This window comes from Ulvibacterium sp. (assembly GCF_965228935.1).
Classification (GTDB): domain Bacteria; phylum Bacteroidota; class Bacteroidia; order Flavobacteriales; family Flavobacteriaceae; genus Ulvibacterium.
This window is the reverse complement of record NZ_OZ245846.1, coordinates 4696313-4721519: the sequence shown is the minus strand read 5'-3', so window position 1 is coordinate 4721519 and position 25207 is coordinate 4696313. Positions and strand designations below refer to the sequence as shown.

Genomic DNA, 25207 nt, shown 5'->3' with positions numbered 1-25207 from the left:
TTACGAAATTGGAACTGTGAGAAATACTGTTGTCCCTATGCCGTGTTCAGATTTGATGCGCAATTTAGAGTTGATGATTTTTGCGCGCTCTAGCAATGTGCGCATACCTAAACTTTTGCCCTCCTTAATCTTGTTTTCAAAATTAAAGCCTTTTCCGTTATCCTCTATAAGGATCTCTATATCCCTCTCGTGAAGGTCAACCTCGACGGAAGCTGAAGCTGCCCCTGAGTGCTTTAGGATATTGCTTAGGACTTCCTGTATGATTCGAAACAGGTGTAGCGAAGATTCTTTATTAAGTACAGCATCAATATTATCGATTTTATGGGTGAAGAAAATATCGGAATTGGCATCCATTTCATCGATAAGGGTTCTGATGGCCAAAGTAGTATCCAATTGTTTCAACGCTATGGGATGTAATCCTCTGGAGATTCTTCTCAGTTCTTCCAAAGTGCTTCCGGCAAGTTCTTCCATTTCACTGTCCTTTTTTGATTTTGTTTTTCTCGTAAGCAGCATTAATCTTTGTCCAACACTGTCATGTAGTTCTCGGGCCAAACGGGTTCGTTCCTCTTCCCGTTCACTGATCAGATTACGTGAAAACTGTTCTTGAAGTTGTTTTTTGTTCACCGCAAATTGTCGCGAACGGACTAAATAAAGGATAGAAAAAAGAGTGATAATGCCGAGCCCCCCAAATAACATCCACTGTCTTGCTATCTTGTTCTCATTATCCAACAAGGTAATTTCATTTTGTTGTGATGCAATTTTAAAATCACGTTTCTCCGTCTCGTATAGTGTTTGATAATAGGAAAAGCCGTTTGCCTTTTGAACCGTTTCTATAGAGTCCTTTATTCTGTGATGTGCCTTCAAATGGAAATGGGCCTTTTTCAAGTCCCCTAGATTATTGTACACTTTGGACAAGAAGCCATGTGCCATATAAATACCCTCGTAAAACTGGGCATCCTTGACTTTATCATATTCCTTTTCCCCCCAGATGGCCGCTTTTTCATAATTGCCCTTTGCAAACTCGTAATGGGCCATGGCAAGGTTATATTCATCCACTTGAAAAGTGACATTTTTTAGCCGTTCTTCGAGCTGTTTCTTTACAAGCTCCGCTTTTTCCAACATACCATTCTCTGCATAGGCGCTCAGTTGTGCTATTAGCAGTTCAATCTCAAGCAGTTTATCATTCGTTTTAAAGGAATAGGTCCTGGTGGAATCCAGATATCTTATTCTTTCTTTTTGACTGCCGTGCAACATCTCGTCAAAGGCCTGGTTAAAGAATTGGTTGTGTATCGCTTTCATATTCCCGTACTTCCTGGCCTCCTCAACTATCTCCATACGTAACTTTTTTGCCTCCTCTTGAAGCCCGTTCTGTGAATACAATATGGACAGGGTCGCTTTCGGCTCCCATGCTGATTCGGGAGCGTGTTTGGATAAGATTTGGTGAGCTTCCTGCAATGTTGCGGCCGCTCTTTGAAAATCTCCCATAAAACAGAGCACCACTCCAATTTGATCCTTAAGCTCACCCATTTTGGTTGAATCATTAGTTTTGTTTGCAAATGTATGTGCCTGTTCATAGACACTCAAGGCATCATCAAGACGATTAAGTATCTTATAACTATATGCGCCTTCATTATAAAAACCGATTAACTCCAAAAAGTGTTGATCCTTGGGAATTCTGACTTTTATTTCATTGAAAACTTGAATGGCCTGTCCTGGGCCTTGTAAATCATCATGTATATGGGCAATGAGCGTTTTGGCATGATGTAAGGCCAATCGGGTCGAATCCAGTTCCAGGGCATAGTCGATGGTTTTTCTCGCTATCGAGTCATATTTATAAACTTCTTTTCGCTCTACAAGCCTACATAGGCTATCCATCCATTTTAGCTTTTCTCCGTTATCCGTTGATACTATCTTGTGGTAAATTCTTTCCTTTTTTTCTTCCAAACCCAAATCTTGTGCAAGAGTTGGTAAACCAAATAGCAATAGAAGGAAAAGTCTGTATACCTTCATTTGTCAATCTTTAAAGAGGTTATTGGAATCGTGGCAAATATTTCGTCTTAAATATACTTGAAACGGCAAATTTAACATGCTTACACTACTTTGGCCCTTTAACAATTCCTTTTGCAAATGTCTTAAAAAACAACTTTAAAGGTAAGTTTTACTCGCAATTGTGGGTTGGTATTGTAAATAAACTTTTTATGATGCCCATTGTGGAAAGTATGTGTAGTTCGATCCGTAAAGATGAATACCTCCCTTTAGTCACCAAGCGCTTCCAAAAATTGCATCGGACAGCATTCATAAAAGTAATCTCGTTCAGCCAGAAATAAAATGTATCCGGATCCATAAGTGGTACCGCGCACAAATTACGTGCTACCTCTTATTTATCCTTAAATGCAATTGAGCCAACTTGTGGCATAATTAATTGCCGACCGTATCATTTTAAAAATACTCTGGCATTTGCTGAAAAAAAGTGTTCGGAATTAAACCAAACCATAAGGCAAAGTTTCATTCCAATGCAAAGAAAAAATTCAAAACATGATACCAATGAAAAGAGGTTTTCACTTCCTTTTTGTGGTATTTCAATAGCGGCACATTTGCTGTAGTGAAAATGGCATAACGACAATGGATAAAGGTCTTACCGACTATGTCAACAATACCATAGCCTTTAAAATCGATAGTCCTCCAGTTCATTGTAAACAGATAGGCCAAACACTTGTGGGTCAAGATGAAATCTTACGATTTGATTTAGAGGAAGCTCAAAGGCCGAAAGCCAAAAAAAATCGAACTAACAACATACAGTTATGTAAACGCCTATAAAAGAATAAAAAATTTTGCTACGGTTACGCACCTTGGTAGTACATACCAGTGCATGTTGAACAAAGAATATTTCTGCCGAAAACTAAAACAGGCCTAACCCGATTACCGTTCTCAAAAAATGGAACAAATGACAACAACTTTTATCCTTAAGGTGACAAGTGGCAAGCTTCGCATTGTTTTTATATCCACCTAAAATGATTCGAGATGTATTCCTTATAGCCGTCCTTATAAGTTCCTGCGTTGCTGCCGGTCAGGACACCTATTTGGACGGCTTTAATCCAACCTCATATACCAACAACGAAGGTAGTCAAGATTGGTCTTCCGATTGGTTGGAAAGCGGAGATGACGGTAGTGCAAGCTCGGGTTATATAAGGGTTAGAAGAGGTGAATTGCAATTTAGAAATTTATCTAACGAAAGCATTGTTAGGACAGTCGATCTGACAGGGGCGACTTCCGCCACATTATCTCTAGATTGGAGGACCGTAGATATCGAATCCAATGAGGTCCTGGCCTTGGAAATTTCCAGTGATGGTTCCGCCTATACCACTTTGGCCACCTTTACAGGTACCGTTTACGGTAGCTTTAGCCAAGATATCTCGGCATATCTCTCCAGTACTACCACCATCCGATTTGCGAAGGGCGACGGCAATGGCGACGGTCTTGTCGACTCATCCGATAATTGGAGTTCAAGGCACGATAGCGCCTATATAGATAATGTTTTGATAACGGCCACCATCACTTCGGGCGATTCCGATGGAGATGGCATTGCCGATACTTCCGATAATTGTCCTTCAATCGCCAATGCGGACCAATTGGATACGGATGGTGACGGTGTCGGGAATTTTTGTGATGACGACGATGACAATGACGGTATTCTGGATAAGGATGAGTGTTTGGAAATCGTCTGCTTGGAGGCCATAGTGAATGAAAGCTTCGAAGATCCTGCCATCCCGTCCACTACTTATCGTTTTTTGGACGAGAGTACGGTCACGGGCTGGTTCACTACCTCTACGGATGATTTTATCGAAATATGGTCCGACAACTTCAATGGTGTACCGGCTTTTGAAGGGAATCAGTTCGCCGAACTGAACGGTACCCAGAACTCCGCGTTGTACCAAGTGTTGTGCCTTACACCGGGCACCGTTGTAAATTGGTCGGTAAGGCATAGGGGAAGGGAGGGTACCGATGTGGCCACGGTCAGAATGGGGGCCGACCTGGTGTCGGCCGCTACGGAGGCCACCATGAGCGATGGAACCTCGGCATGGGGTCATTATTCGGGAACCTATACCGTACCGGACGGACAGAACGGGACCTATTTCATATTTGAGGCCGTATCCACTGCCACGGATAATCTGACCATTGGCAATTTTATAGATGATGTCCGGATCTCGGTAGTTTCCTCGCCACCTTGTTTGGATTCGGACAATGACGGTATCTTGAACGATATGGATTTGGACGGGGATAACGACGGCATATATGATATCGTTGAGGCCGGTAACGGAAATCTGGATCTGGACAACGATGGTGTTATCGACCCAAGTAATGGTTCGGTGGGCACCAATGGGGTCTATGACTTATTGGAAACCACTCCCGACAGTGGAATAATCGCGGCTTCATACGAGGCACCGGATACGGATGGAGATGGCGACAAAGACCCGTTTGACCAGGACAGCGATGGGGATGGTTGCAATGATGTAGTGGAAGCCGGTTTTACGGAAAGTGTTATAAAACCGGGAGAATTGCAGGGCACTGGCTATAATAGTTCCAATGGCATAGTAACCGGAAATACCAACGGCTATACGACTCCGGACGATAACAATACGAATACAAAGTACGATTTTCAAGAGGAAACCTTGGATCCGATCATAGCGATGCAACCTTCGAATCGGCCTGTTTTTGCAGGCAGTAGTGGTTCTTTTACGGTATCGGGTACCAACGTGGACTCGTACCAATGGCAGGTAAGTACCGATGGTGGCACAAGTTTTACGGATTTGGCCAATGATGCTCTGTACTCAGGCGTCCAGACTGCTACCTTGACCATCGACCAGGCCAACATATCCATGGATCAATATCAATATCGAGTGGTTTTGGTAGCAAATCCCACTTTCTTTTGTCAAAGAACAACGGTCTCCGATACCGCCTCCCTCCTGATATCGGTACGGAAGGTCATCACCAATAGGCGAATAACCAATAGGGTAAAAAATGATTGAAGTAGTGTAATCGCTATAGAATTAAGGATGTCATTACGAGCGTAGTGAAGCGAAATAAAACGATATCGGGTAAATAAAAGCTGTCTTGCAACCGATTATCCCCAGGGCAGGTCATGGAGGTATTTCGGTACCGTGGTCAACAATATTTCCGGAACTCTTGACGAGTTGCCGGAAGTGACTATCATATGTGATGAATCAAAAAAGGCAACGATGGAACTGAACCTTGAATAAATATTTTCAAAACTGGTTGAAAACTATCGGAGAAGGATAATCAAGGGGAAGCAACGTTCAAGCTCCTTTCCCAAACGTATCAAACTCTATCCATGATATTCTGAACGGCCGTGACGCCATTCTGCAATTTGCCCTAAAAATGTTTCCATCCGGTAATTAGTAACGGACAAAAAGGGTCTGTCTTATGCTTATTCACGGTGCCATAAAGTGAATGAATAATAGGAATCCGAGCAACCTCACTAATTAGTCTTAAAAACTCGCGGTTTTACAGGAGTTTAATCAAAAGAAGGTCTAGCTATTACAACTACACCTTTCTGCCAATAAAACAACTAAACCAAATTTGAAAACCTCAACTGACCTAATGTTCATAGCTATTTGTGTAATCCACTTTTTTCAATTGCCGTTTTTCAAAACAGTCTCTTGGTCATTTATCCTATTGTCAAATCTTTTGTTTTTACGCCCGGCTTTTTCGATTATGGATGCGTGTTGCTGGATGGAGTCCACATTTATGTTGAGTTGGTTATGTTCCTTTAGATATCTTAGTTCATCACTGTTGAAAGGCATATGGCCAAAATAGTTGTTATGAATTCTGTTTGTATTTTCACGTTCATACCATGGAAACTCATTGTTTAGCAAATTGTTATAGAAATATGGTTGAACAACGTTGTACACCAAATTCCCTGTTACTTCGATTCCTCCGCTGCCTTCGTCCAAATAGATGCCACCGGGCCATCCATGGGTATGCTTTGCAATCATGTCTTCCGATTGTTCATAATCAAGATTCGGGGGATTGTCATGCACATGATTTCCGATGATTTTTGAGTTTTCCATCATTGATATCGTATAGATTCCAGCTCCGTCCGTTAATCGTGTCATTACGTTAAAGATATGGTTCCATCCTATTAGATGGTGTGATGATATGGTATTTTTGTTAAAAATTGGGTACGAATCTGGGTGGGTATCCAGGTTTTTTGGGTTTTTGCCTCCTTTATCCCAGAATCCCCATCCCCATCCCAAGCTTATCCCGGAGTAGGCAATATCGTATATCTCGTTGTGGGTAATTTGTGTATTTTGAGCATAACCCCCTAAGATTCCAATCGATCCTTTGTAAATGGTGCCGATATTGTGAATAAGGTTGTTATCTATTATGGTGTTCATTACAATATTTCTGTCATCCTGTGGATGGGCATCAGTGATATCAAACCCACCAATTTGAATGGCATTACCACCAATATCATAAAAATGACATCCTTGAACAAGGGTGTTTCTTGCACCATCATCTAAATCTATCCCTGAGCCACCAAGTTTTGTGAAGTCACAGTTTTGAAAGGTAATACCGTTGGTATGTTGTAACTCTATGGAAGCTTTCATCTTCTCATAATAACCATGCATGTTTGCATCCTCCTCGGATTTTTTTGTCAAGGTTGCTTGCACCTCTGCAAAACCGTGTACTCCGGGCCCAAAAAATGAAGCGTATTCAAAGGATATTCCGTCAAATAGTATATTCTTTAAAGGTCTTTTCAAAGTACCTTTTAGTACTACAAGATTCTCTACTATAGGCAAGACAGTTTCGGACAATTCTATATTTTCACTATCCTTGGGCATATAGAATATCTCTTCTTTTTGAGAGTCTAGGTGCCATTCACCAGGTTCATCCAATAGTTCAATGGAATTTTGAAAATAGGAGGGATCCTCCACATGCAGCCCACCTTTAATTTGTGCATCTTTGAAACAGGGCATATCCATTTTCATGTAAACTCCTTGGTCATTTTTTATTAGGGATTCCACTGGGCAGACCACGTAGGTCCATCCCTGCAGATAAACAGCCTCTATGTCCCCTGGATTCTGCCAGTTAACCATTTGCTCAAATTTTCCTTTTAACAAATAGCCTTCATAAACAGGCAGGTTCCCTTGGTAGGTAGGGTAGGATTTTAAGAAATTTATCTTTTTAATATCAGGGACATCTGTCTTGTCCCATGCCATCACCTTAACCTCCTCTCCTTTTGCCAGGGTAGCCCTGCTCCCATTAATGTAAATTTCACGAGTCCCCCGCACTCCATTGGACGTGGTTTTCCAAATTTTAGTATCCGACACCTTTGTCCATTCTCCAAGTACCTTTCCTCCACTAATTACAGGTTTTTCATTATTAAGAGCCCTAAAGGAAACACTGTAATCCCCAATCGGAAAGTTTTTGGATTCAACACGTATAGGTTCATCAAGCTCATAAATTCCTCCTTTCAAGTATACCGTGATATGCGCGTTGTTTTCGTTGATGTGCATTGTAACCTCTTCAATGCCGCGCTGTATGGTCTTAAACGGAGATGTTGACGTACCCTTATTATCATCGGAACCTGAAGGTGAAATATGGATGTTTTCTACTTGAATATCTTGTTGGCATGACACTAGGAGCAAGGCAAGAATAGCTATAATACTGGTTTTAAATGTCTTACCTATGAAAAAAAAGGTTGAGGTCTGAATCATATTTATGGTTTTAAATTAATTGATGGTATTTGTAAATGCAATGTTCGAGGAGGCCGGACACTTAGCTTTTCATAGTAGATAACGATACCATGTTAAATGGCTCACTGCACTGGTGCATTTTTACCGACACATGGATTAGCGAGTGTTTTCAAGGTGCTTCAACTAAGTATAATTATTTAATCTAATTATGCCATGTTTCGCATTTACAGTTGTTTCTTCATGTTCCCATCCAACACCATTGCTTCATTAGGCGCCAAGGTTACTTGGGTGTAGATCCCATCATACTTTACCTTCATGGTCTTTCCTTCAATCGATTTCAACCTAAGGTTTTCCAACGCTCCATCTTCCCATTCGATATCTACTTCAATGTTTCCGCGGGCTTTGAGTCCGGAAATTTTTCCGCTTTTCCACTTCGTCGGAAGAGCAGGCAATATCCTGAGAAATCCTTCATGTGATTGCAGCAAGAGTTCGGCCACACCGGCTGTATAGCCAAAATTACCATCTATTTGAAAGGGCGGGTGCTCATTAAAAAGGTTTTCCGCGGTCGAGATCTCAAAGAGTTTATCAATATTCCGCTGTGCGGATTCTCCATCTAGTAAACGGGCGTTCATATTGATTATCCACGCCCTGCTCCAACCTGTACCGGCACCACCGTGCTCCAGACGATAATCAATGGTCTTTTGTGCAGCGGCAAAAGCCTTGGCCCGGTCTTCCACAATTTCATCCCCAGGATACAGGGCGTAGAGGTGGGACATATGGCGATGTCCTTTTTCCGGTTCGCCATAGGGCTCGTTCCATTCCAGGATACGGCCATCTTCCCCGATCAATATTCCCGGGTGCAATTTCCGCCGCTTGTTGGCCACCTCCTGGGTAAGGTCGTTTTTAATGTTCAAAACCCTTGAGGCCTCCAGAAAATTATCGAATACCTCCCCTATTATTTGGTGCCCCATAGCACTTCCAAAAGAAACGGCCGCTGGTTCCCCCTTACTGTTAAAATAGGAATTTTCTGGGGAGGTTTCAGGAGCGGATACCCATGTATTGCTTTTATCGTCCCAGACCAACCAATCCAAATAGAACTCTGCGATACCCTTTAACACGGGGTAGGCCCTTTTCCTTAAAAAGGATCTATCCCCGGTAAACATGTAGTGTTCCCAAAAGTGTTGGGCGCACCAGCCCCCACCATGTATCCAAGACCCCCAATAGGCCTGCTCGGCACGCATGAACGAAGGGCCCCAGAGATCGCTCGCATGATGGGCCACGGTACCCCGGTCTATGCCATATTGCCTCTTTGCCGTATTTTTCCCGCGATCTAAAACCCGGTCCAGGTAGTCAAAGAACGGGTAATGCAGCTCGCTAAGATTGGTGACCTCCGCGGGCCAGTAGTTCATTTGAAGGTTTATGTTCAAATGGTAATCCGCATTCCATGGTGCTTGGATATGCTCGTTCCAAATACCTTGTAGATTGGCCGGATTGGTTCCCTGCCTAGAGGAAGAAATCAACAGATACCTTCCGTACTGAAAGAGTTTGGCGGCCAGATCGGGATCATCCAAACCATCCTTTCTCCGTTGTAGGCGTACATCGGTGGGGAGGCTGTCCAACGCCGTGCCCTCCAAACTAAAACCAACCCTGTTATATAGTCTTTTATAATCTTTTGTATGGGCATTGAACAAAACATCGAAAGATCTATCGGTCACCTTTGACAGCGTCGCCAAGTTATTCCCGGTATACTTTTCCCCATGATAAAAAGAAGTGTTCGCGACAAGGTACAGGGTCGCTTTCTTGGTGTTCTTCACTTCAAGAGTTCCGTTGTTGGCTAATATTGAACCCGATTCAAGTTTTACTTCTAGTCTTGTTTCAAACTTAACCCCATGATCTATGGCAAAAACCTCGGAAGACTTCTTCCCGCCCCATTGTGTAACCATCCCGTTCATACTGATTTCGGTTTCCGAAGGATTGGTTACTACTACGGTCTGCTTGTCATGGTCTTTAGGTCTATCCAGGCGTAGATCAAAACTCATTCCCCCCGGTGCCGATGTGGCCAGTTGTATCACGACTACATCATCCGGATTGGAAGCGAAGACCTTTTGTGAGTACTGATGGCCGTTATACGTGTAACGGGCAGAAACCAGTGCTCCGTCCAAACTTAGCGAGCGTCGATAATTCCGTATTTGGCCAATGTTCTTAAAATCGATGTAAAGATCCCCCATGGTCTGATGTGAGCGGACAATGGTCTTGTACGAAAACTTTTCGACCATCAGACTATCCACTTTTCGGGTCTCCCCCTGTTTGAGTAATTGCCTGATTCTTTGTAGATCTTCTGGTGTGCCCCTGGCGTCTTCCCATGTGGATCCCCCCGCCCACATGGAATCCTCGTTCAATTGAATACGTTCTTGTCGCGGGTCTCCGAAAACCATCGCACCCAACCGGCCATTGCCTACCGGTAGGGCCTGTTTCCATTCAGAGGCGGGATCGGTGTACCATAAGCTGTTTTTTGTGTCAGCATAATTCTGTGGTGTCTGTCCCGACAAACAAATGGGAAAGAACAAAAAAATCAATAGTGATTTTCCAGTAAACGCTAATCCTCTTTTTGCAAAAAGAGATTTATTTGCATCCAGCACCAATATTCCCGAGGCATATATTAAATTGAGACTATTTCTGTAAATACAATTTTCAGATACCATACACTCCATCCAAATTAAAACGCTTTTCAATACTCTTATTTGCCCTTAAATTATGTGCAAACCACTTCTGCAATCCTATCTATCCAGTTGCAAAGTTGTTTCTCCACTTACTGATACTACCTTGACCAAAAAAGGTAATGTTGGACTCAATATTGGACTGTATTTTCAGTTTAATTTCCTTACTGTCCATATCATCAGTTACTAAATCTTTTCCCTATCCTCCCAATATTGGGGTCATAAATCTTTAAATTAGCGACCGCACCCCTTTAAATTCTATACTTTACCTCCTGCGGCAATTTGTTTTCCATCGAGGCTATAGCCGCTACTTTGCCCGCCGCCTCGCCCATTGGCACCGCGTTTCCGGTTACCCTATAACTGGCATGGGCAAAAAAATCGCCACTGATGCACCTACCGGCCATCAACAATCCATCAACATCCTTGGCTATCAAAGAACGGAGGGGGACGTCATAGGGTTTTGCCTTTACGGAACTATTACCGTAACCGCCCCCGGAACGTTTCTCCAGGGAGTGCACGTCCACTGGAAAAGTAACGCGGCATACGGCATCATTGAATTTTGCCCCTTTGATCAGGTCGTTTGCCGTCAGCGTGTAAAGGCCACGGATACGCCTTCCTTCCCGGATACCGATCTGTGCGCCCGTTGTGGCAATACGCAATTTGCTCCACACACCACCCAATGATCGGAGACCATTTATGATCTGATGGAGTTCCTTTCTAGCTTCCATGGTCGCTTTTGTGATTTCATCAGCTTTCAAAGCGGACATCCCGTATTGATGATTGGCCATTAAAGCGATCATTCCTGGACGGATGCCGAACATTGTCGGCATGGTGTAACTACCTGTTACCCCGGCACGCCCTATTTCCCGGTACAGCTTTTTCTTGGAATGTTCCGTGGTTTTACCTTTGGATGCCATGTAGCCTTCCATTACCAGTTCTTCTTCTTTTAAGCCTACCAATATGGCCATTAAAGAAGCGGGCTGTGTTTTGCCGGTCTCCGGATGTCCGATATCGAAACTGCACCCTGCCTTGGCAGCGAGGTCACCGTTGCCGGTAGTATCGATGAATACTTTGGCCTTCCATGCTTCACGGCCGGAAAAGCTTTCGGTCAAAATATGGTCCAATCCATTTTTTTTGTTCCTGTAAGCGGCAACGACCCTTGTATGTAATCGAACCTCGACCCCGGCCTCTTGACACATTTGATCTAATACGTATTTCATAAGTTCCGCATCGTATACCTTGGCCGTATATTGTGCATCGTGTTGCTCAAGGCGATAGACCAGTTCTTTCATAATCCCTGGTTTGTTGTTATAATCTATGATGTTGCTTAGCAGCCCGGTGGTCCAAACTCCTCCCAGACAACCGTACATCTCTATCAAAGTAGTGTTGGCTCCTTGTCTTGCGGATTGTATGGCGGCCGCAATACCGGCAGGACCACCCCCACATACGATCACATCCGTTTCCCTAACTACCGGAATCTGTCTTGCCGGCTCCTTAAAAGCGTTGGGGATGTCCATAGGGGTATCAGCACCTTTTAAAGGCACCATTCCTAGAAATGGAGTAGCCGTGGCCGCTATAATGCTTTTTTTTAAAAAACTTCTGCGATTATTGGAAGTGCCCATGCCTTTATTTTTTGGTTTAAAATCATGTTTTGTCAATAGTTAGAACCCCTAGGTAAAAGGGGGTCAAGAGTACCCGACCCCCGATCAAGAAAAACTAACTCAAACTAACTAACTTCATTATTTTTTATATTTTTTCAATACTTCTAAAGTGATATGTCTTACGTATCTATTGTTGTCGTTCAGAAAATTTTGTAAGGCCACTTCGACGTTAGGGTTGGCCAAATGTTTTCCGGTAATCATTTTAAGAACATATCCCAGTTCTGTCACATCCAGTTTTCCTGTTTTATAGCGTTGTAGCAACATTTCTATGACCGAACCATCCAGATTTTCGAATGCCGTGAGTTTCCATATCACATCAAGTTGCTTCTCCTTTGCTAATTCTTGGACCAACGCTTTTTGGACTTCGAGATCTGCCATCCGAGCTGGCGTGAAATAATCCAAAGCCCTCTGCGCCAGTGCATTGTTTTCAGATCGGATATGCTTTGTCACTTTTCTATAAAACCTTTTATGATATTCGGGATACCGTGTTAAATGATCAATGGCCCATAACAGGTAGCCCGTTTCATTTTGTTGAAAGGCCATGTTTAAGTAACGGCCATCCGCTTTTTGGTCCAGAATTGCCAAAATCTTCCTTTGCGTAGCACCATAGGCCGTATTCCATAAGGTGTAACAGGTGTATACCGCATCCCTGACCACCTGGTCGTAAAGCGAAGGTTGGGTAGCCCCGGAATAGGCATCCACACCATCTTCCAAGAGTTTTCTTTTGTCCTCCAAGATCAAATCCTCTTTTTGAAGCATTCCGAGAACAGACGATTTATTTGATAGTATTTTGTTTAACTTTCTATAATCGTCCTTGGTAAAATCGGTATGGTCGGTTTTTGTCAACGGTTCCCCTTCCGTAAACTCCAGTCCCTTAAAATTTCCAGCTCCATCCCATAAAACAATGAGCGAAAGAGGCAGACAGGTCTTCGACAAGCAAACGGGCTTATCTATTTTACGACTAAAATAAAGGGAGAGTCCATTTGCATCCCTATGCTCGATGATCCGTTGTTCGGAAAGCGGGTCATCGGTATCCAAAAATGGATGAACGATCAGGTTGCAGATATCTTTCTGAAACGTTAAGCCTTGTGCCGAATTTGCCAATAGGATACCCGATAGAAACATAAACATGGTCAATTGTAACCCGCGCTTTTGTATCAGCAATTTTATAATTATTGATATGTATCCAATAGGGTTCGGCATTCTGTTCAGTCGCCGTTTTTTAAGAGATCGTAAATTTTCAATAAAAACGCCCCACGAGTGGGAGAATGCACCTTTAAATATTTTTGGGCCTCGTTTTTATCGTTTTGGGAATCCAACCTATCTATCCACTTTTTGGCCAATTCCCGTTCAATTGTTTTCTCCGGCTTTAACTCATGAAAGGGGAAGGCATGGGCGTATTGGGTGCCCCTTATGCTTTTGTAGGTTTTAACCCCGGGCATCTGTTCCTTATAGGTTAAGTACACATCATGTAAAAAACCTCGGACACCTAAATACTGGGCGGCTTTGAAATATTTTGAATCGGCTTCTATATCTGATATATAAACTGTTTTTGCCCTGTTTTGGTGTAAAAGTTCTTGAACACTGCCCACTACGACCTCAGAAACCTTGATATCGTTTTCCATGGCCAAATGTGCGGTAAGTCCTGCGGCTTGCCCAAGGCCTGTCCAGATGGGTTCTAGGCGCAAACCGCTAAAACCTACATGGCTAGAAGAAACTGCCACCGACACCAACAGGTTTGAAAAGCCTTTGGGCAGAATAACACCAAAGGGAATTTGAAAGGGTGGAGGAATATAATTATAATCGCCTTCCGCAATAGATGGATATAAGGATGCAGGAGATACTCCATGACAGTTCAATGCATAATCCCCTATGGCAATGGCATCCCGCTTTAATGCTACGACCAATGAACTATCAATTGTATTTACATCGTTCTGGGTAAAGACGTAGTTACCCATTATGCGTCTTGCTTCTCGAATGTATAGCCTTGTCGGAAAGTTTTCATTGTCCGTAAACTCGTCTTTGGCCAAGCCCCATTGTTGGGCTTCTTTTTTATATTTTTTTGGTATGGACGGGTCATTTTGAATAAAATAGACCATTCCCAGAATATGTTCTTTGTGCCTGTCGATAATTCTTTTTCTAGTAGGCCAATCACCATCGGGGTAGTCATAATTTTCACCTAATAGGGCCATTCGTACAGGGGCATTCTTAATGTCGTTAACATCTGCTTTATTGTTGGGCAACATTTGCAACCTGAAAATGCCGTCCCTACTTTTTTCCACAAATACTTGCGAAACTTTTTCTTGTTGCAGAACTTCTGCAATTGGCAAATACTCTTTACGTTTGTAGCCCTTAGGTTGGTCGATTTTCACTTGGTTTTTGGAGTCGTTGGTCATAATCAACCTAAAATTATATCCTTGGACCCGGTAGTCGCCTTGGCCAGTGCTGCCCACCAACATTTTTCCCTTATCCAAGAAAAGCTTTCCGGCATAGGGTTCTCCATATTCTTGTCGGGACTCCCTTCCTATGCGATATTCAGCTCCGGCAAAAGCGGCCAAATCGCCCTCGTAGGTGGCATCTATAAAAGTCTTGCCTAATAATGCGACCGTTTCATTGGTTTTCAAGTTCTTAAAATGTACACCTTTTATCTTTTTTGCATCTTTATCGGGCTTGTCCAGAAATACACTTTCAATCCTATGATCGGTCAAAACACGGATATTTGGATATTCCGAGAGCATTTCCTCAAAAATGAGCAAGGTAACATGGGGTTCCGCATGTATTCCACCATGACAGTCCTGAAATTGTTTCGATTCTTTGCCATACCTTCTGCTGTAGTAATCTTCTACCCGTTGCATATAATCGCGGAACGTGCCTCCTAGGGATTCATAGGATATAAAGTCGGTAAAAGAAAGCCCCCCGGTCATTAACCCTCCTATCATGGGGTATTCTTCGACGATTACAACAGAATGACCATATTTCGCTGCATTGATAGAGGCCGCGATTCCGGAAAAAGTAGCTCCTACCACCACAAGATCATGGAATGTAATATCTTGTGGTGTGCTGTAAGCAAAAGTGGATGTATTCCAGAAAACGGTCAAAAAAAACATGACATGTAGTCGGAAAATTCTAAAAAACATTTTCAATCTTGTTTTGAAGTATTGTTCTAATTTGCCCAAATCAGTTTTGTGCTATTGCTAAAAATGGTTGAAAAATTAACATCAGAAGGGGTGTTGGGGTTCCGGGTAACTTCTGAAATAGGATATAATAATCTATTGGCTCTTCCTTCGGGATTTGTTGCCGGAAAGAAGTTGAATTTTCTGGTTTCGTTATAGGCTTCGATCCATTGAAATTTGAAAAGATATATGTACTTCTGGGCAATGAGAGTTTCTAGTGTTAGGTCTACTTCTCCTGGAGAAACGGCAGGGTACTCAAGATATTCCGAAACATCGGAAGGGTCTATTTGCGCTTCTTGACTAAAATTGGCGGATTCTTCCATCGCTAACCGAACGGCCTCTTCATAGGCACTATAGGCTTCAGTTAAATTCCCCAACCTTAAATTGGCCTCGGCCTCTATAAATAGCATCTCATTATAAGTAAGGATAGGCAGTGGTGCTCCAAGATACTTTAGAAACAATGGTTTGGAATAAACGGCCCCTTCTAATCTGGGTTCACCAAAATCGGAATCGGCAACACCACTTGGTGCAGGTATACGAATCCCGTCAATGGTAGAAAACCAAAGTAATGACCTAGGGTCTTCTTCAATTATGGAATTGGGAGTGAAAGAGAGCATAATATCGAAAATAACGCCCACGGCCGACTGCGGTTGGATATTTTGGCGAACCGAATAAGGGTTGCCATTTTCAAGGGAATTATTGTATATCTCAATGGAAAAATCCTCACCGGGGGCGGAAAATGAATTGCCAAGGGCCATAAGGGCATTTTGCGCAGAGTTGGTAGCATCCAAATTACTGAGCTTGTTGTATAATCTAGCCTTAAGCCCATATGCGGTCTTCATCCACATACTTTGGTCACCACCAAAGACGAGGTCATCTTGTGCCGGTGGATTTGAATCTGTCCTTCCTAAATTTTCAATGGCACTATCCAGAATTTCATGAATCTGAGGATACAGGGTTTCATGTGCATCGAATATGGGATTTCTAATTTCAGGTTGCAATGCCTCGGAATATGGAATATCTCCATTTAAATCAATTAAGGTAGTTAAGGTAAACGCTTTTAAAACATCTGAAATTCCTGCATAGGTCCAAGCTTCATTTTCTATGGCCTTGGCCTTCATAAATTTTAGGTCATTTAGCATTAAATAGCCATTTTCCCAAGCCCTTGCACTTGGCGCTTCCAAGTCGTTGAAAGTATTAAATCCTAATACTCCACTGGTCTGTTCGGACATAAATCCGGATTGTATCGCTGCTTCTGCACCTACTATTTCATTGCTGTATGCTATGATTACTTGAGGCAACAATGAATTTAATGGGGCATCATTTACGATGTTTGGGTTAGTATCGATCTCGGTAAGGGTATCTTCACTACATGAGAGGAATAGGCCAACAAGAAATAAGGCAAATGTGTATCTTTTTATGTTTTTCATGACTTTACTTATTTTAAAACTGAATTTTGAGTCCAACTCCTATGCTCTTTGTCTGCGGTATCTGTGACCACTCCAAACCAGCGGTATTACCACTTCTCCCATCGGTGAAATTCACTTCGGGATCGGTAAATGAATCTGTGATCAGTAACAAGTTTCGTCCTGAAACATAGATTGATGCGGAGTTAATGAAAGACTTATCCAGTATCTCTTTGGGAATATCGTAGTTCAGGGTTATCTCGCGCAATCTTACAAATGAGGCATCTTGTAAAGACTCTTCTGTAGGATTGAATGCCCCAATAGCGCTGTAATAGGCAAAGTCTTTTTTTATGGGAATATCGTTTGGTCCCGATATCACGGGAATTCCATTTACCAATGTTCCCTTTACACCTTGGATTATATCATCAACTTCACGATCTCTAGTAATTCCAGCAACCCCTCTCCATCTAGTTTCTACAAAGGACTGTGAAAATATCTGTCCCCCGGACCGCCAATCTATCTGAAAGGACAGCGATAGGTCTTTATAGGTAAAGCTGTTGATAAAGTTCATTTCAAAGTCCGGGAGCGCAGATCCAATAATCTTTCTTTCGGGGTCAAGAATGGGAAACCCGAACCCAGCTGCATCTGGGTCACTTTGAATTATTGGTTGCCCACTAGCCGGGTCTTTAATAAAGGAGAATCCGGAAATAGATGGATAATCAAAACCCTCTTCGGCCACAATAATCCCATTGTTGATATCGATTCGTTCAACCCCTTCTGCCAAACTAATCACCTTATTATCGACAGTGCTAAAATTCGTGGTAAGGTTCCATGAGAATACCTGACTTCTAATGGGCACCAGGCTTAAAATAATCTCATGGCCCTTCGCGGATATTTCACCGGCATTTCTGATTTCATTTTCGGCACCTGTAGATAAAGGCAAGGGCACTTGAAAAATTTGCCCTTCTGATTTACTGTTGAAATAAGTGTAATCAATTGATAGCCGATCATTAAAAAAACGAAAGTCAAGCCCCAGTTCGTAGGACTTTGTGTTTTCAGGCTCCAAATTTGGATTTATTCGTGTGGTTTGCTGTGAAAATGATGCAATTCCATTGAATGGAAAATTGAACCCCCCTGGATTATCGGATACAAAACCGGTATTGTTCACAAACAATGACCCGGCCTGACCCACTTCTGCCCAAGTAGCCCTAATTTTTGCAAATGACATCGTATTTTCAAGTTTTGGAAAAAGATTGGTCAAAATAAAACTCGTTCCAACGGATGGATAAAAGAACGATCTTTGACCAACTGGCATATTTGACACATAATCGTTCCTCCCCGATGCATTTACATATATCTTATCCTGCCATCCCAAATTTAAATTGCCGTAAAAACCTACTATTCGTTGCCTACTTTCGAAGTTTGAGCCGTTAATGATCGTGGCATTGGCCAAGTTGGCCCATCCACCTGTGACAAAATTAGATCCGCTTGACTCATCGGAGTTCCTTTTTTCATCAAAAATTTCATTTCCAGCCACTAAATCAAGCAAAAATCCTTGGCCAAATTCCTTATTATATGTTACGAATAAATTGGAATTAAGCTGAGTTGCTTTTTGGTTTACAATAAAGATATTTCCACCACTTGGAGGGTTAGTACGTCCTGCTTGCCCGGTACCAAGTTCCCTAAAATCTTCGGAACGCGATGTGAAATTATCGACTCCAAAACGATAATTCAGAGAGAGATCGTTGGTAATCTTATAGTCAAACAATATGTTCCCCAAAGTTCTGGGCCTAGAGGTGTTTCTATAGTTGTTATTAACTATCCAATATGGGTTATTTTGACCAGCTCTAAAATATAACTGAAAATAGGGATCGTTTTCATCGGCAAATGCGTTCCCTGCCAAATTATACGATGGAGGAACATCGGTCAAGCTGCGAAAATAATTGTTATTGCCTGTTTGATCTGGATAATCATTATAGTTTAAATCTGAATAATTGAATGAAATTGTAGTACTAAATTTGTCACTTAAATTCAATTTTCCATTAAAGTTTAGATTGGTTCTTTGTAAATCCGCACTAGGAATGATGCCCTCTTGTGAATTGTGCCCTATACCTAAGGTATAGCTCCCTATTGCTCCCACATTGGATATCGATAAATTGGTATTGAAAGTGTTTCCGGACCTATAGAACGCTTTGTCGTTGTCATAAGATCTTGCTACCTCCTGCTCTCCTAATATATTGGTGTATGTACCTATTTCGCTTATTCTAGGCCCCCATGAAAATGGGCCGTTTACATTTAACTCTCCATTTGCCCCTTGGGCAAAAGTGGTTTGTAAATCAGGCAAGTACGCGACATTGTCAACGCTGTAAAAGGTTTCCAGACTTATTGTGGGTTTGCCATCCAAGGATTTTCCACTCTTAGTCGTAATCAATACAACACCATTTGATGCCCTAAGCCCATATAAGGCTGATGCCGCTGGCCCTTTAAGAACATTAAGGGATTCTATATTGTTTGGGTTGATATCCTGGATATTTCCGGAGATGGGCGCGCCATCTACAACATAGAGCGGCTCATTGTTCCCCGTCAACGATCTGCTACCTCTAATTTTTATGGATGGCGATCTTCCAGGCATTCCACTACTTAGATTTACCGATACCCCGGCTACCTTTCCCTGAAGTCCGTTGAGGACGTTGGGGTTTCCCACTTGGGCCAATTCCTCTCCCCCAACTTCTTGTGTGGCATATACAACGGCTTTTTTTGATTTTCTAATACCGAAAGATGTAACTACAACTTCGTCAAGGCCCTCTGAACTCTCCTGTAGCATTACCTCAATCGAATTTTGACCATTAACGACCACCTCTTTGGTGGCATATCCAATGTAGGAAATTATCAAGATGGTATTTTCACTTGAAACTTCGATGGAAAAATTGCCATCAAAATCTGCTGTTACCCCATTGGTAGTGCCCTTCTCAATAATGTTTGCTCCAGGAAGTGCAACACCGGATTCGTCTGTTATACGGCCAGTTACTTGGATGGGGTCTTGAATTATAGACACACCTTCAAGTGTGGGTTCATCTTTTGGGGGCTTGGCACTTAGGATTACTTGTTTCCTTATTACGCGATACTGCGTATCGGTGTTTCCAAAAAGTAATTCCATTACTTGATGGATGCGTTCACGCTTGACTTTGATGCTGACCTTGCGGTCCACATCTACAAATTTGTGGTTGTAGACAAATCGAAATTCAGTACTCGCTTCAATTTCGTCGATAATAGAAGCTATCGTGCTATTAGATGCATCAAGGGTAATCTTGGTCTTTTGGGCATAACTGTCATTGGCATGTAGCCCAAATAGCGTGGTCAGCAATAACAGTGTAGTCAATTTCATTTTCAAATCGAATTGTAGCCGCGGATATGTCCATCGCGTAGTGTTCCATAGAATTTTCATATTTTTACATTGTTTGAATGTGGTTAATTTGTAAAGATGTAATCACGTTATCCACCGGGAAATGTTGGCGCATTTCCCGGTTTTCGTGTTGGCTTTAGGTCATTTCGGTATTCGTTGCATAGTTTATATTTAGTGGTTTTGCAGTTATTGTATGTATATGATATTTTCCGCTATAGTATAGTCAATATTGTAACTTTCGTTCAAAAAGCCCAATACCGCCTCGATGGTCTCATTATTAAAACTAGCACTAAAGACTTCTTGCTTTAGGGCCTCGTTTTCAATCACGATGGATACATTAAAATGACGTTCCAATTTTTTAATTAGATTTTCAAAGGGCATTCTTCTAAAGACCAACTCGCCAGTGCGCCAAGCAGTATAAATATTGGTGTTGACCTTTTGGGTTGCTATTGTATTTGCATTCTTGTCCAATATCCCCTTTTCCCCTGGGGACAATACCACATTTTCTTGAGCCGTGTCCTCTATGGTCAATCCGACGCTTCCTTCAACTAGAATAACGTCCGTCATGCCATCTTCAGGATAGGCCATTACATTGAACTCGGTACCCAAAACCTCTACATTCAGTCCTTCGGCATTCACGACAAAGGGACGACCATTATTAGAAGTAACATCAAAATAGGCTTCTCCTTGAACAAAAACTTCCCGGTTTCCCTTCTCTAAAAAGACAACAGGATATTTTAGCTCGGTCCCAGAATTCATAAAAACGGTGGTCCCATCGGAGAGTACCACATCAAATCGTTTGCCATAGGGCACAGTAAGAGTATTATAAACCAATTCCTTTACATCCTTGGCATTCGAGTAGTTTAATTGGGAGTGCTCCTGATTGGCCACTAAATTTCCTTTGCTATCCCTAACTTCTTTATTACCGTCAGGGTCGATTATTTCAATTGTACCATCTTCCAATTGCAAGGTAATGGCCTCGTTTGCTGGTATTAATATATTTTCAGGAGAGGTATCAAACGTGCCTCGTTCGTAGAAATAACCTAAGGACAATACCCCGATGAATAAGGCTGCAACTGAAGCATAGCGAATAGTTCTTTTTCCAATACCAGTCCTGGATCGTCTCTTTCCTTGTTTCAAAATGGTGGAGAAGATTGATTGAGCCTTGCCATATTCCATTTCCGGAACTTCATTCATCAAAGAAAGGACGTCCTCGAAGCTAGGCATGCCTTCGATGCCCTTGTTCGATTTCACATAAGCAAGAACCTCTTCAATTTCTTCATGGGTACATTCCTCCCGTATGAATTTCAATAACAATTCCTGAACCTTCCGTTCATTTTCCATAGTGCACTACTAACAGTATATATATAATACGATTGGGAATGCCCGTAGTGTTACTCATCTTAATTTTTTTTAACAAAACATTCACCAATAGATAATCTTAACTATTTTGGATAATGACCTATAAGTGCTACAAACGAGTGCTTACGATGCTTTTAATCTAAAAATAAATGGTTAACACTTTATTGTAAGATGGACTGCCCGGAAAGAAAAAACGCGTTGGGCTAATACCAATCAGATGCCAGATAGAGTATAATCAGAGCAAAATCCCCATTGGTCAATACAAATTCCCGCAAAGTTTTCAAGGCCTTATGCATTTGGCTTTTCACAGTATTGGGAGCTATGCCCAATTCCTGGCCAATTTCCTCGTAGCTCTTGCCATCATTTCGTGACATTTCAAAAATCAATTTCCGGCGAGGAGGTAACAGAGAAAGAGCTTCCGTTTTGATAACTTCCAAATCTGCCTCCCGCATCATGCGAAAAGTTGGGTTATCTACTTTTTGGCGGCTGTAAAAGAATGCTTCTCGAAGCTTTCGGTCATTGGCGGCCTTCCTTAAAAAATCCAAGGTCTTGTTCTTGGTAACGGTCATGATGAATGGTCTGAGAGAACGTGACACATCCAAGGTATCCCTTTTCATCCAAATCTGGAGAAAGACATCTTGAACAATCTCCTCAGCCCAGGTTTTGGATTTCAATATACTTAGGCTATAGGCGTATACTTCTTTATGATAAGCATTGAAAAGACTAAGGAATGCTTTCTCATTACCAGTAATGAGTTCTTTGATAAGTAGTTTATCGTTATTTCCCTCCAGTTCGGCCATTGAGTTAGTTTAGCACGCCAAAGCAATTCGAAAGGCTTTATTTAGGTTAATTGGTTCGGGAGCAATTGAATGTTTTTCCGCATATATCAGAACTATATTTTCGTAATTAATACAGAACTGACTCCAAGTTAAGATAAATAAACACTAACCACAAAATTATATTTTTAATAAAATTTAATCCTTATTGTATCACTTTCGCATAAAAGCATAGTATATATTAAGCATTTCGAATAATTGTTCTAAGTACGACAAAATCGAAAAGGTTGTTTCGGGTAAGAAATTATTGTATGCCACTGACAGTAAAAGTGGCGTCCAAAGAACTATGTTAAACCACTAAAGAAAGAATTAGCGAAGAACCCGAAGTGGCACATTACCCTCTGCATATACTATTCTTTTATTTCCTGAACAACTGCAAATCCTCAAATAGTGGTATTTTGGCTTCTTATGCCAAGGGTAATTACACAAAATAGTTTTGCCTCAAGATATTTGAATGCGCATTTTAAGTATAATCATAGTTTTACAGAAGTATCATTAATCCAACATTTCTCAGGACACTAGTTCTTTTCTATATTGAAAGTTCAAAAAAGAATGCTAGAACTAGCTAAAAATTTGGTACTTACATGCATCATGGGACAAAGGTTTAAAAGTTAAAGCCACATGAAGATGTTAATAGGAAAGCCCGATTAATTTATCGACTATGTTTCATTTTCGCGATATGCCCCAGTGATAATGTCCAAAGTTTCGTTTATGAAATCAGTTTTTCCAAGAACATAGGCCCCTCTGTCATCTCTGAACCTAGTGCCCAATTCGATTTTTAGTTTTTCGTATTGGCTTGCCCTTTCAGGATTGGAGTTCAAATAGTCCCTAAAGTCAATCTGTTTCCACATCAAGTTGTTTTTCGGGCACATATGGATATGGAAAATCTGTTCTTCTTCTCCTTCAAGGTTGTAACCTTTTCCAAATGAGGAATATGCTGCTATATTGCCCCTTTCTGGGACTTTGAAATGGACGTATCCCAATTCCTTGAACTCGGCGATAAGGTTTTCATCGAACAATAATCCCTTTGGAATCTCGATTAACAAATCAATGTAGGGTTTTGATTTGATACCAGGAATCGATGTGCTCCCAAAATGTTCAATTCGTAATATTCTTTTATTCCCTATTTTTTTAAATATTCGTGCTCTCTCCTCTTCGTAGATGGTTTTCCATTTACGGTCGTGATCTACCAATTCGACCGGGAAGAGCCTGTTCCAATCCTCTTTGGTCAGGTCGTAAAGGGTCTTTTTCATTTTGCGGTGGGTTTAGGAACTACCTTGTGACTTTAGATATGTTTTCAGAATACGATTACGCCACATAAGATAATAAATTCCTCAACCCTTTATGAATTTGGCTAAAAAAGAAGGGTGGCCACTCTGTAAAGAATTCCCAAATATTCAACCTTTTTCAGGGAACTATGCATCTTCACTTTAAGTCCTATTAATTTGCCTCTTTGCGGCACTTCTTCTTTTGTAGAATCAATAGGTTGTTTTGCTTCTATTGAAGGACTTTTGCCTGCTCAGATTTGCTTCTTGTTTTGAGATTTCTACGAATAGGCAAAGACTTGCTCGGAAGCTATGAGTTATATATAAGAAGCTAACTAAAGGAACGGGTGCCGAAATAATAATTTTCTCTTTAGCAAGCCTCCACTTTCAATGGAACAATCCGCACTTAATTAATTTGATAATGAAAAACTGTAGTAACAATGTACATTTTCATATGGTCAATAGCTTCACTTCAAGCTTTATATGCGATAAATCTCCTTTAAAGAGGGCCCCAAGTACATATGTATATAAAAATTCAGCCCAGACCCCTCTAATTTGCAAACTAACCAACTAACAATTCTTAAACAAAGTCATTTAAATAGTTGTTTTTAACGAAACAATAGGCTCTATACCCTTGATTATTTTTAAGGGGAAAAGGCACAATTATTTGTTTTCATTTTGCAAAGCACAATATTTAATTTTTTCCTAATTCCATCTGTATCATTTAAAGGTGGTCAATTACTGTGTTTTGATTCTATTTCTGATTGAAATCCGGCATTCTTTCAATCGGCCTAAGCACAATATCCCTGTAAAATACTTCCGCCCCTTCCGACTGAATCTGAATTTTTCCACTAGTCAATGACTGAATCTTACCATTCACGATCTGACCAATATCCGTTAGGTGCATATTCCTTTTTCCATTGATTACATGGAAACTTTCCCTGCCATAGGCATAGATATCCAATCGGTTCCACTCCCCCTGTCCTTTTTCAAAGTCTTCCGATTTCTGGCAAAACCTATCTTCTCTCATGTCAATAGATCGAATTTCTCCTTCTGGATGATATTGAAATTTTTTGTTTTCCAATGGTATGGTTCTCACTCGGGCGGTTGTAGAATCAACACACCACAAATCCCCAACATCCCCCTCTTGAACCTGTAGTTCTACCGAGCGCATCCATGCACCGCCCATAGCCCCATCTTTTCCTACGGAATGATAGAGAATGCCACTATCTCGCTTTTTATCATTTCTTGGTGGATATTTTTTCACTCCCCACTTGAACTCCATACTTAGATGATAGTTTCCAAACTCTTGCTCGGTTGCCAGAACACCGAATACTTCACCGGAAATGCGGATGGCAGGCTTCCCATCTTCATTTACCACCGTAAATACATTTAGAGGGTCTTTGTGCAATCCAATGGGTTCAACATACTTTCCGTCTTCTTTTTTCAGCCCTTGGACTTCTGAGGTGGGTTCTGGTTCCCGTTGATACGTATACCAGCCTCTCAAATCTTTTCCATTGAATAGTGAAATATCCTTCCCATCCGATTTTGAATATGATTTGGTTTGTGCAGAACTGCAGGAAATCAATAGCCCTAAAAAACCAATGCTAAAATACAAGATGGGTATATCCGTTATATCCATTTGGTTCATTTCATTTTGGTTCAT

Annotated in this window: 14 protein-coding genes; 1 reads left to right on the top strand and 13 read right to left on the bottom strand. The window is 41.5% G+C overall.

Features of this window, described 5'->3' with window-relative positions; translation table 11 throughout:
• Entirely contained in the window at positions 1–2010 is a 2010-nt protein-coding gene (locus tag ACO06Y_RS19790) for a sensor histidine kinase (RefSeq protein ID WP_422080775.1), read from the bottom strand.
• 495 nt (positions 2011–2505) lie between these two features.
• The gene (locus ACO06Y_RS19785) at positions 2506–2724 is read right to left on the bottom strand and encodes a hypothetical protein (RefSeq protein ID WP_422080774.1); all 219 of its coding nucleotides are present in this window, start codon (positions 2722–2724) and stop codon (positions 2506–2508) included.
• A 287-nt stretch (positions 2725–3011) separates the two neighbouring features.
• Between ACO06Y_RS19785 and ACO06Y_RS19780 the strand changes: the two genes are divergently transcribed.
• Complete coding sequence (locus ACO06Y_RS19780) at positions 3012–5027, top strand: thrombospondin type 3 repeat-containing protein (RefSeq protein WP_422080773.1); 2016 nt, start codon at positions 3012–3014, stop codon at positions 5025–5027.
• Positions 5028–5651: 624 nt separating this feature from the next.
• Here ACO06Y_RS19780 and ACO06Y_RS19775 read toward each other — a convergent pair.
• The 11 genes from ACO06Y_RS19775 to ACO06Y_RS19725 all read right to left on the bottom strand — a co-directional run bounded on the left by ACO06Y_RS19775 (position 5652) and on the right by ACO06Y_RS19725 (position 25207).
• Entirely contained in the window at positions 5652–7739 is a 2088-nt protein-coding gene (locus ACO06Y_RS19775; protein WP_422080772.1) for a right-handed parallel beta-helix repeat-containing protein, read from the bottom strand.
• Positions 7740–7942: 203 nt separating this feature from the next.
• Positions 7943–10429: a glycoside hydrolase family 95 protein gene (locus ACO06Y_RS19770; RefSeq protein WP_422080771.1), complete on the bottom strand. Its 2487-nt coding sequence runs from the start codon at positions 10427–10429 to the stop codon at positions 7943–7945.
• 257 nt (positions 10430–10686) lie between these two features.
• Positions 10687–12057: an FAD-dependent oxidoreductase gene (locus tag ACO06Y_RS19765; RefSeq protein WP_422080769.1), complete on the bottom strand. Its 1371-nt coding sequence runs from the start codon at positions 12055–12057 to the stop codon at positions 10687–10689.
• A 117-nt stretch (positions 12058–12174) separates the two neighbouring features.
• Positions 12175–13260, bottom strand: coding sequence for a hypothetical protein (locus tag ACO06Y_RS19760; RefSeq protein WP_422080768.1), 1086 nt, complete (start codon positions 13258–13260; stop codon positions 12175–12177).
• Positions 13261–13304: 44 nt separating this feature from the next.
• Entirely contained in the window at positions 13305–15233 is a 1929-nt protein-coding gene (locus ACO06Y_RS19755; protein WP_422080767.1) for an FAD-dependent oxidoreductase, read from the bottom strand.
• Positions 15234–15259: 26 nt separating this feature from the next.
• On the bottom strand, positions 15260–16699 hold the full coding sequence (locus tag ACO06Y_RS19750; protein WP_422080766.1) for a SusD/RagB family nutrient-binding outer membrane lipoprotein: 1440 nt from the start codon (positions 16697–16699) through the stop codon (positions 15260–15262).
• Positions 16700–16712: 13 nt separating this feature from the next.
• Positions 16713–20060 carry a SusC/RagA family TonB-linked outer membrane protein gene (locus ACO06Y_RS19745; RefSeq protein WP_422080764.1) on the bottom strand — a complete coding sequence of 1116 codons (3348 nt, stop codon included), beginning with the start codon at positions 20058–20060 and terminating at the stop codon, positions 16713–16715.
• Between the two features lie 204 nt (positions 20061–20264).
• A complete protein-coding gene (locus ACO06Y_RS19740; protein ID WP_422080762.1) occupies positions 20265–21422 on the bottom strand; it encodes a FecR family protein in 1158 nt (385 codons plus the stop codon).
• A 221-nt stretch (positions 21423–21643) separates the two neighbouring features.
• On the bottom strand, positions 21644–22240 hold the full coding sequence (locus ACO06Y_RS19735) for an RNA polymerase sigma factor (protein ID WP_422080761.1): 597 nt from the start codon (positions 22238–22240) through the stop codon (positions 21644–21646).
• A 695-nt stretch (positions 22241–22935) separates the two neighbouring features.
• Positions 22936–23529 (bottom strand): GrpB family protein, encoded by a 594-nt coding sequence (locus ACO06Y_RS19730; protein ID WP_422080760.1) that lies wholly within the window; start codon positions 23527–23529, stop codon positions 22936–22938.
• Positions 23530–24295: 766 nt separating this feature from the next.
• On the bottom strand, positions 24296–25207 hold the full coding sequence (locus tag ACO06Y_RS19725) for a 3-keto-disaccharide hydrolase (protein WP_422080759.1): 912 nt from the start codon (positions 25205–25207) through the stop codon (positions 24296–24298).

Bases quoted from the DNA above. Each gene is read 5' to 3' on its own strand.
- ACO06Y_RS19790 (WP_422080775.1), bottom strand. From the start codon at position 2,010: ATGAAGGTATACAGACTTTTCCTTCTATTGCTATTTGGTTTACCAACT.
- ACO06Y_RS19780 (WP_422080773.1), top strand. From the start codon at position 3,012: ATGATTCGAGATGTATTCCTTATAGCCGTCCTTATAAGTTCCTGCGTT.
- ACO06Y_RS19775 (WP_422080772.1), bottom strand. From the start codon at position 7,739: ATGATTCAGACCTCAACCTTTTTTTTCATAGGTAAGACATTTAAAACC.
- ACO06Y_RS19770 (WP_422080771.1), bottom strand. From the start codon at position 10,429: ATGGAGTGTATGGTATCTGAAAATTGTATTTACAGAAATAGTCTCAAT.
- ACO06Y_RS19765 (WP_422080769.1), bottom strand. From the start codon at position 12,057: ATGGGCACTTCCAATAATCGCAGAAGTTTTTTAAAAAAAAGCATTATA.
- ACO06Y_RS19755 (WP_422080767.1), bottom strand. From the start codon at position 15,233: ATGTTTTTTAGAATTTTCCGACTACATGTCATGTTTTTTTTGACCGTT.
- ACO06Y_RS19750 (WP_422080766.1), bottom strand. From the start codon at position 16,699: ATGAAAAACATAAAAAGATACACATTTGCCTTATTTCTTGTTGGCCTA.
- ACO06Y_RS19745 (WP_422080764.1), bottom strand. From the start codon at position 20,060: ATGAAATTGACTACACTGTTATTGCTGACCACGCTATTTGGGCTACAT.
- ACO06Y_RS19740 (WP_422080762.1), bottom strand. From the start codon at position 21,422: ATGGAAAATGAACGGAAGGTTCAGGAATTGTTATTGAAATTCATACGG.
- ACO06Y_RS19735 (WP_422080761.1), bottom strand. From the start codon at position 22,240: ATGGCCGAACTGGAGGGAAATAACGATAAACTACTTATCAAAGAACTC.
- ACO06Y_RS19730 (WP_422080760.1), bottom strand. From the start codon at position 23,529: ATGAAAAAGACCCTTTACGACCTGACCAAAGAGGATTGGAACAGGCTC.
- ACO06Y_RS19725 (WP_422080759.1), bottom strand. From the start codon at position 25,207: ATGAACCAAAATGAAATGAACCAAATGGATATAACGGATATACCCATC.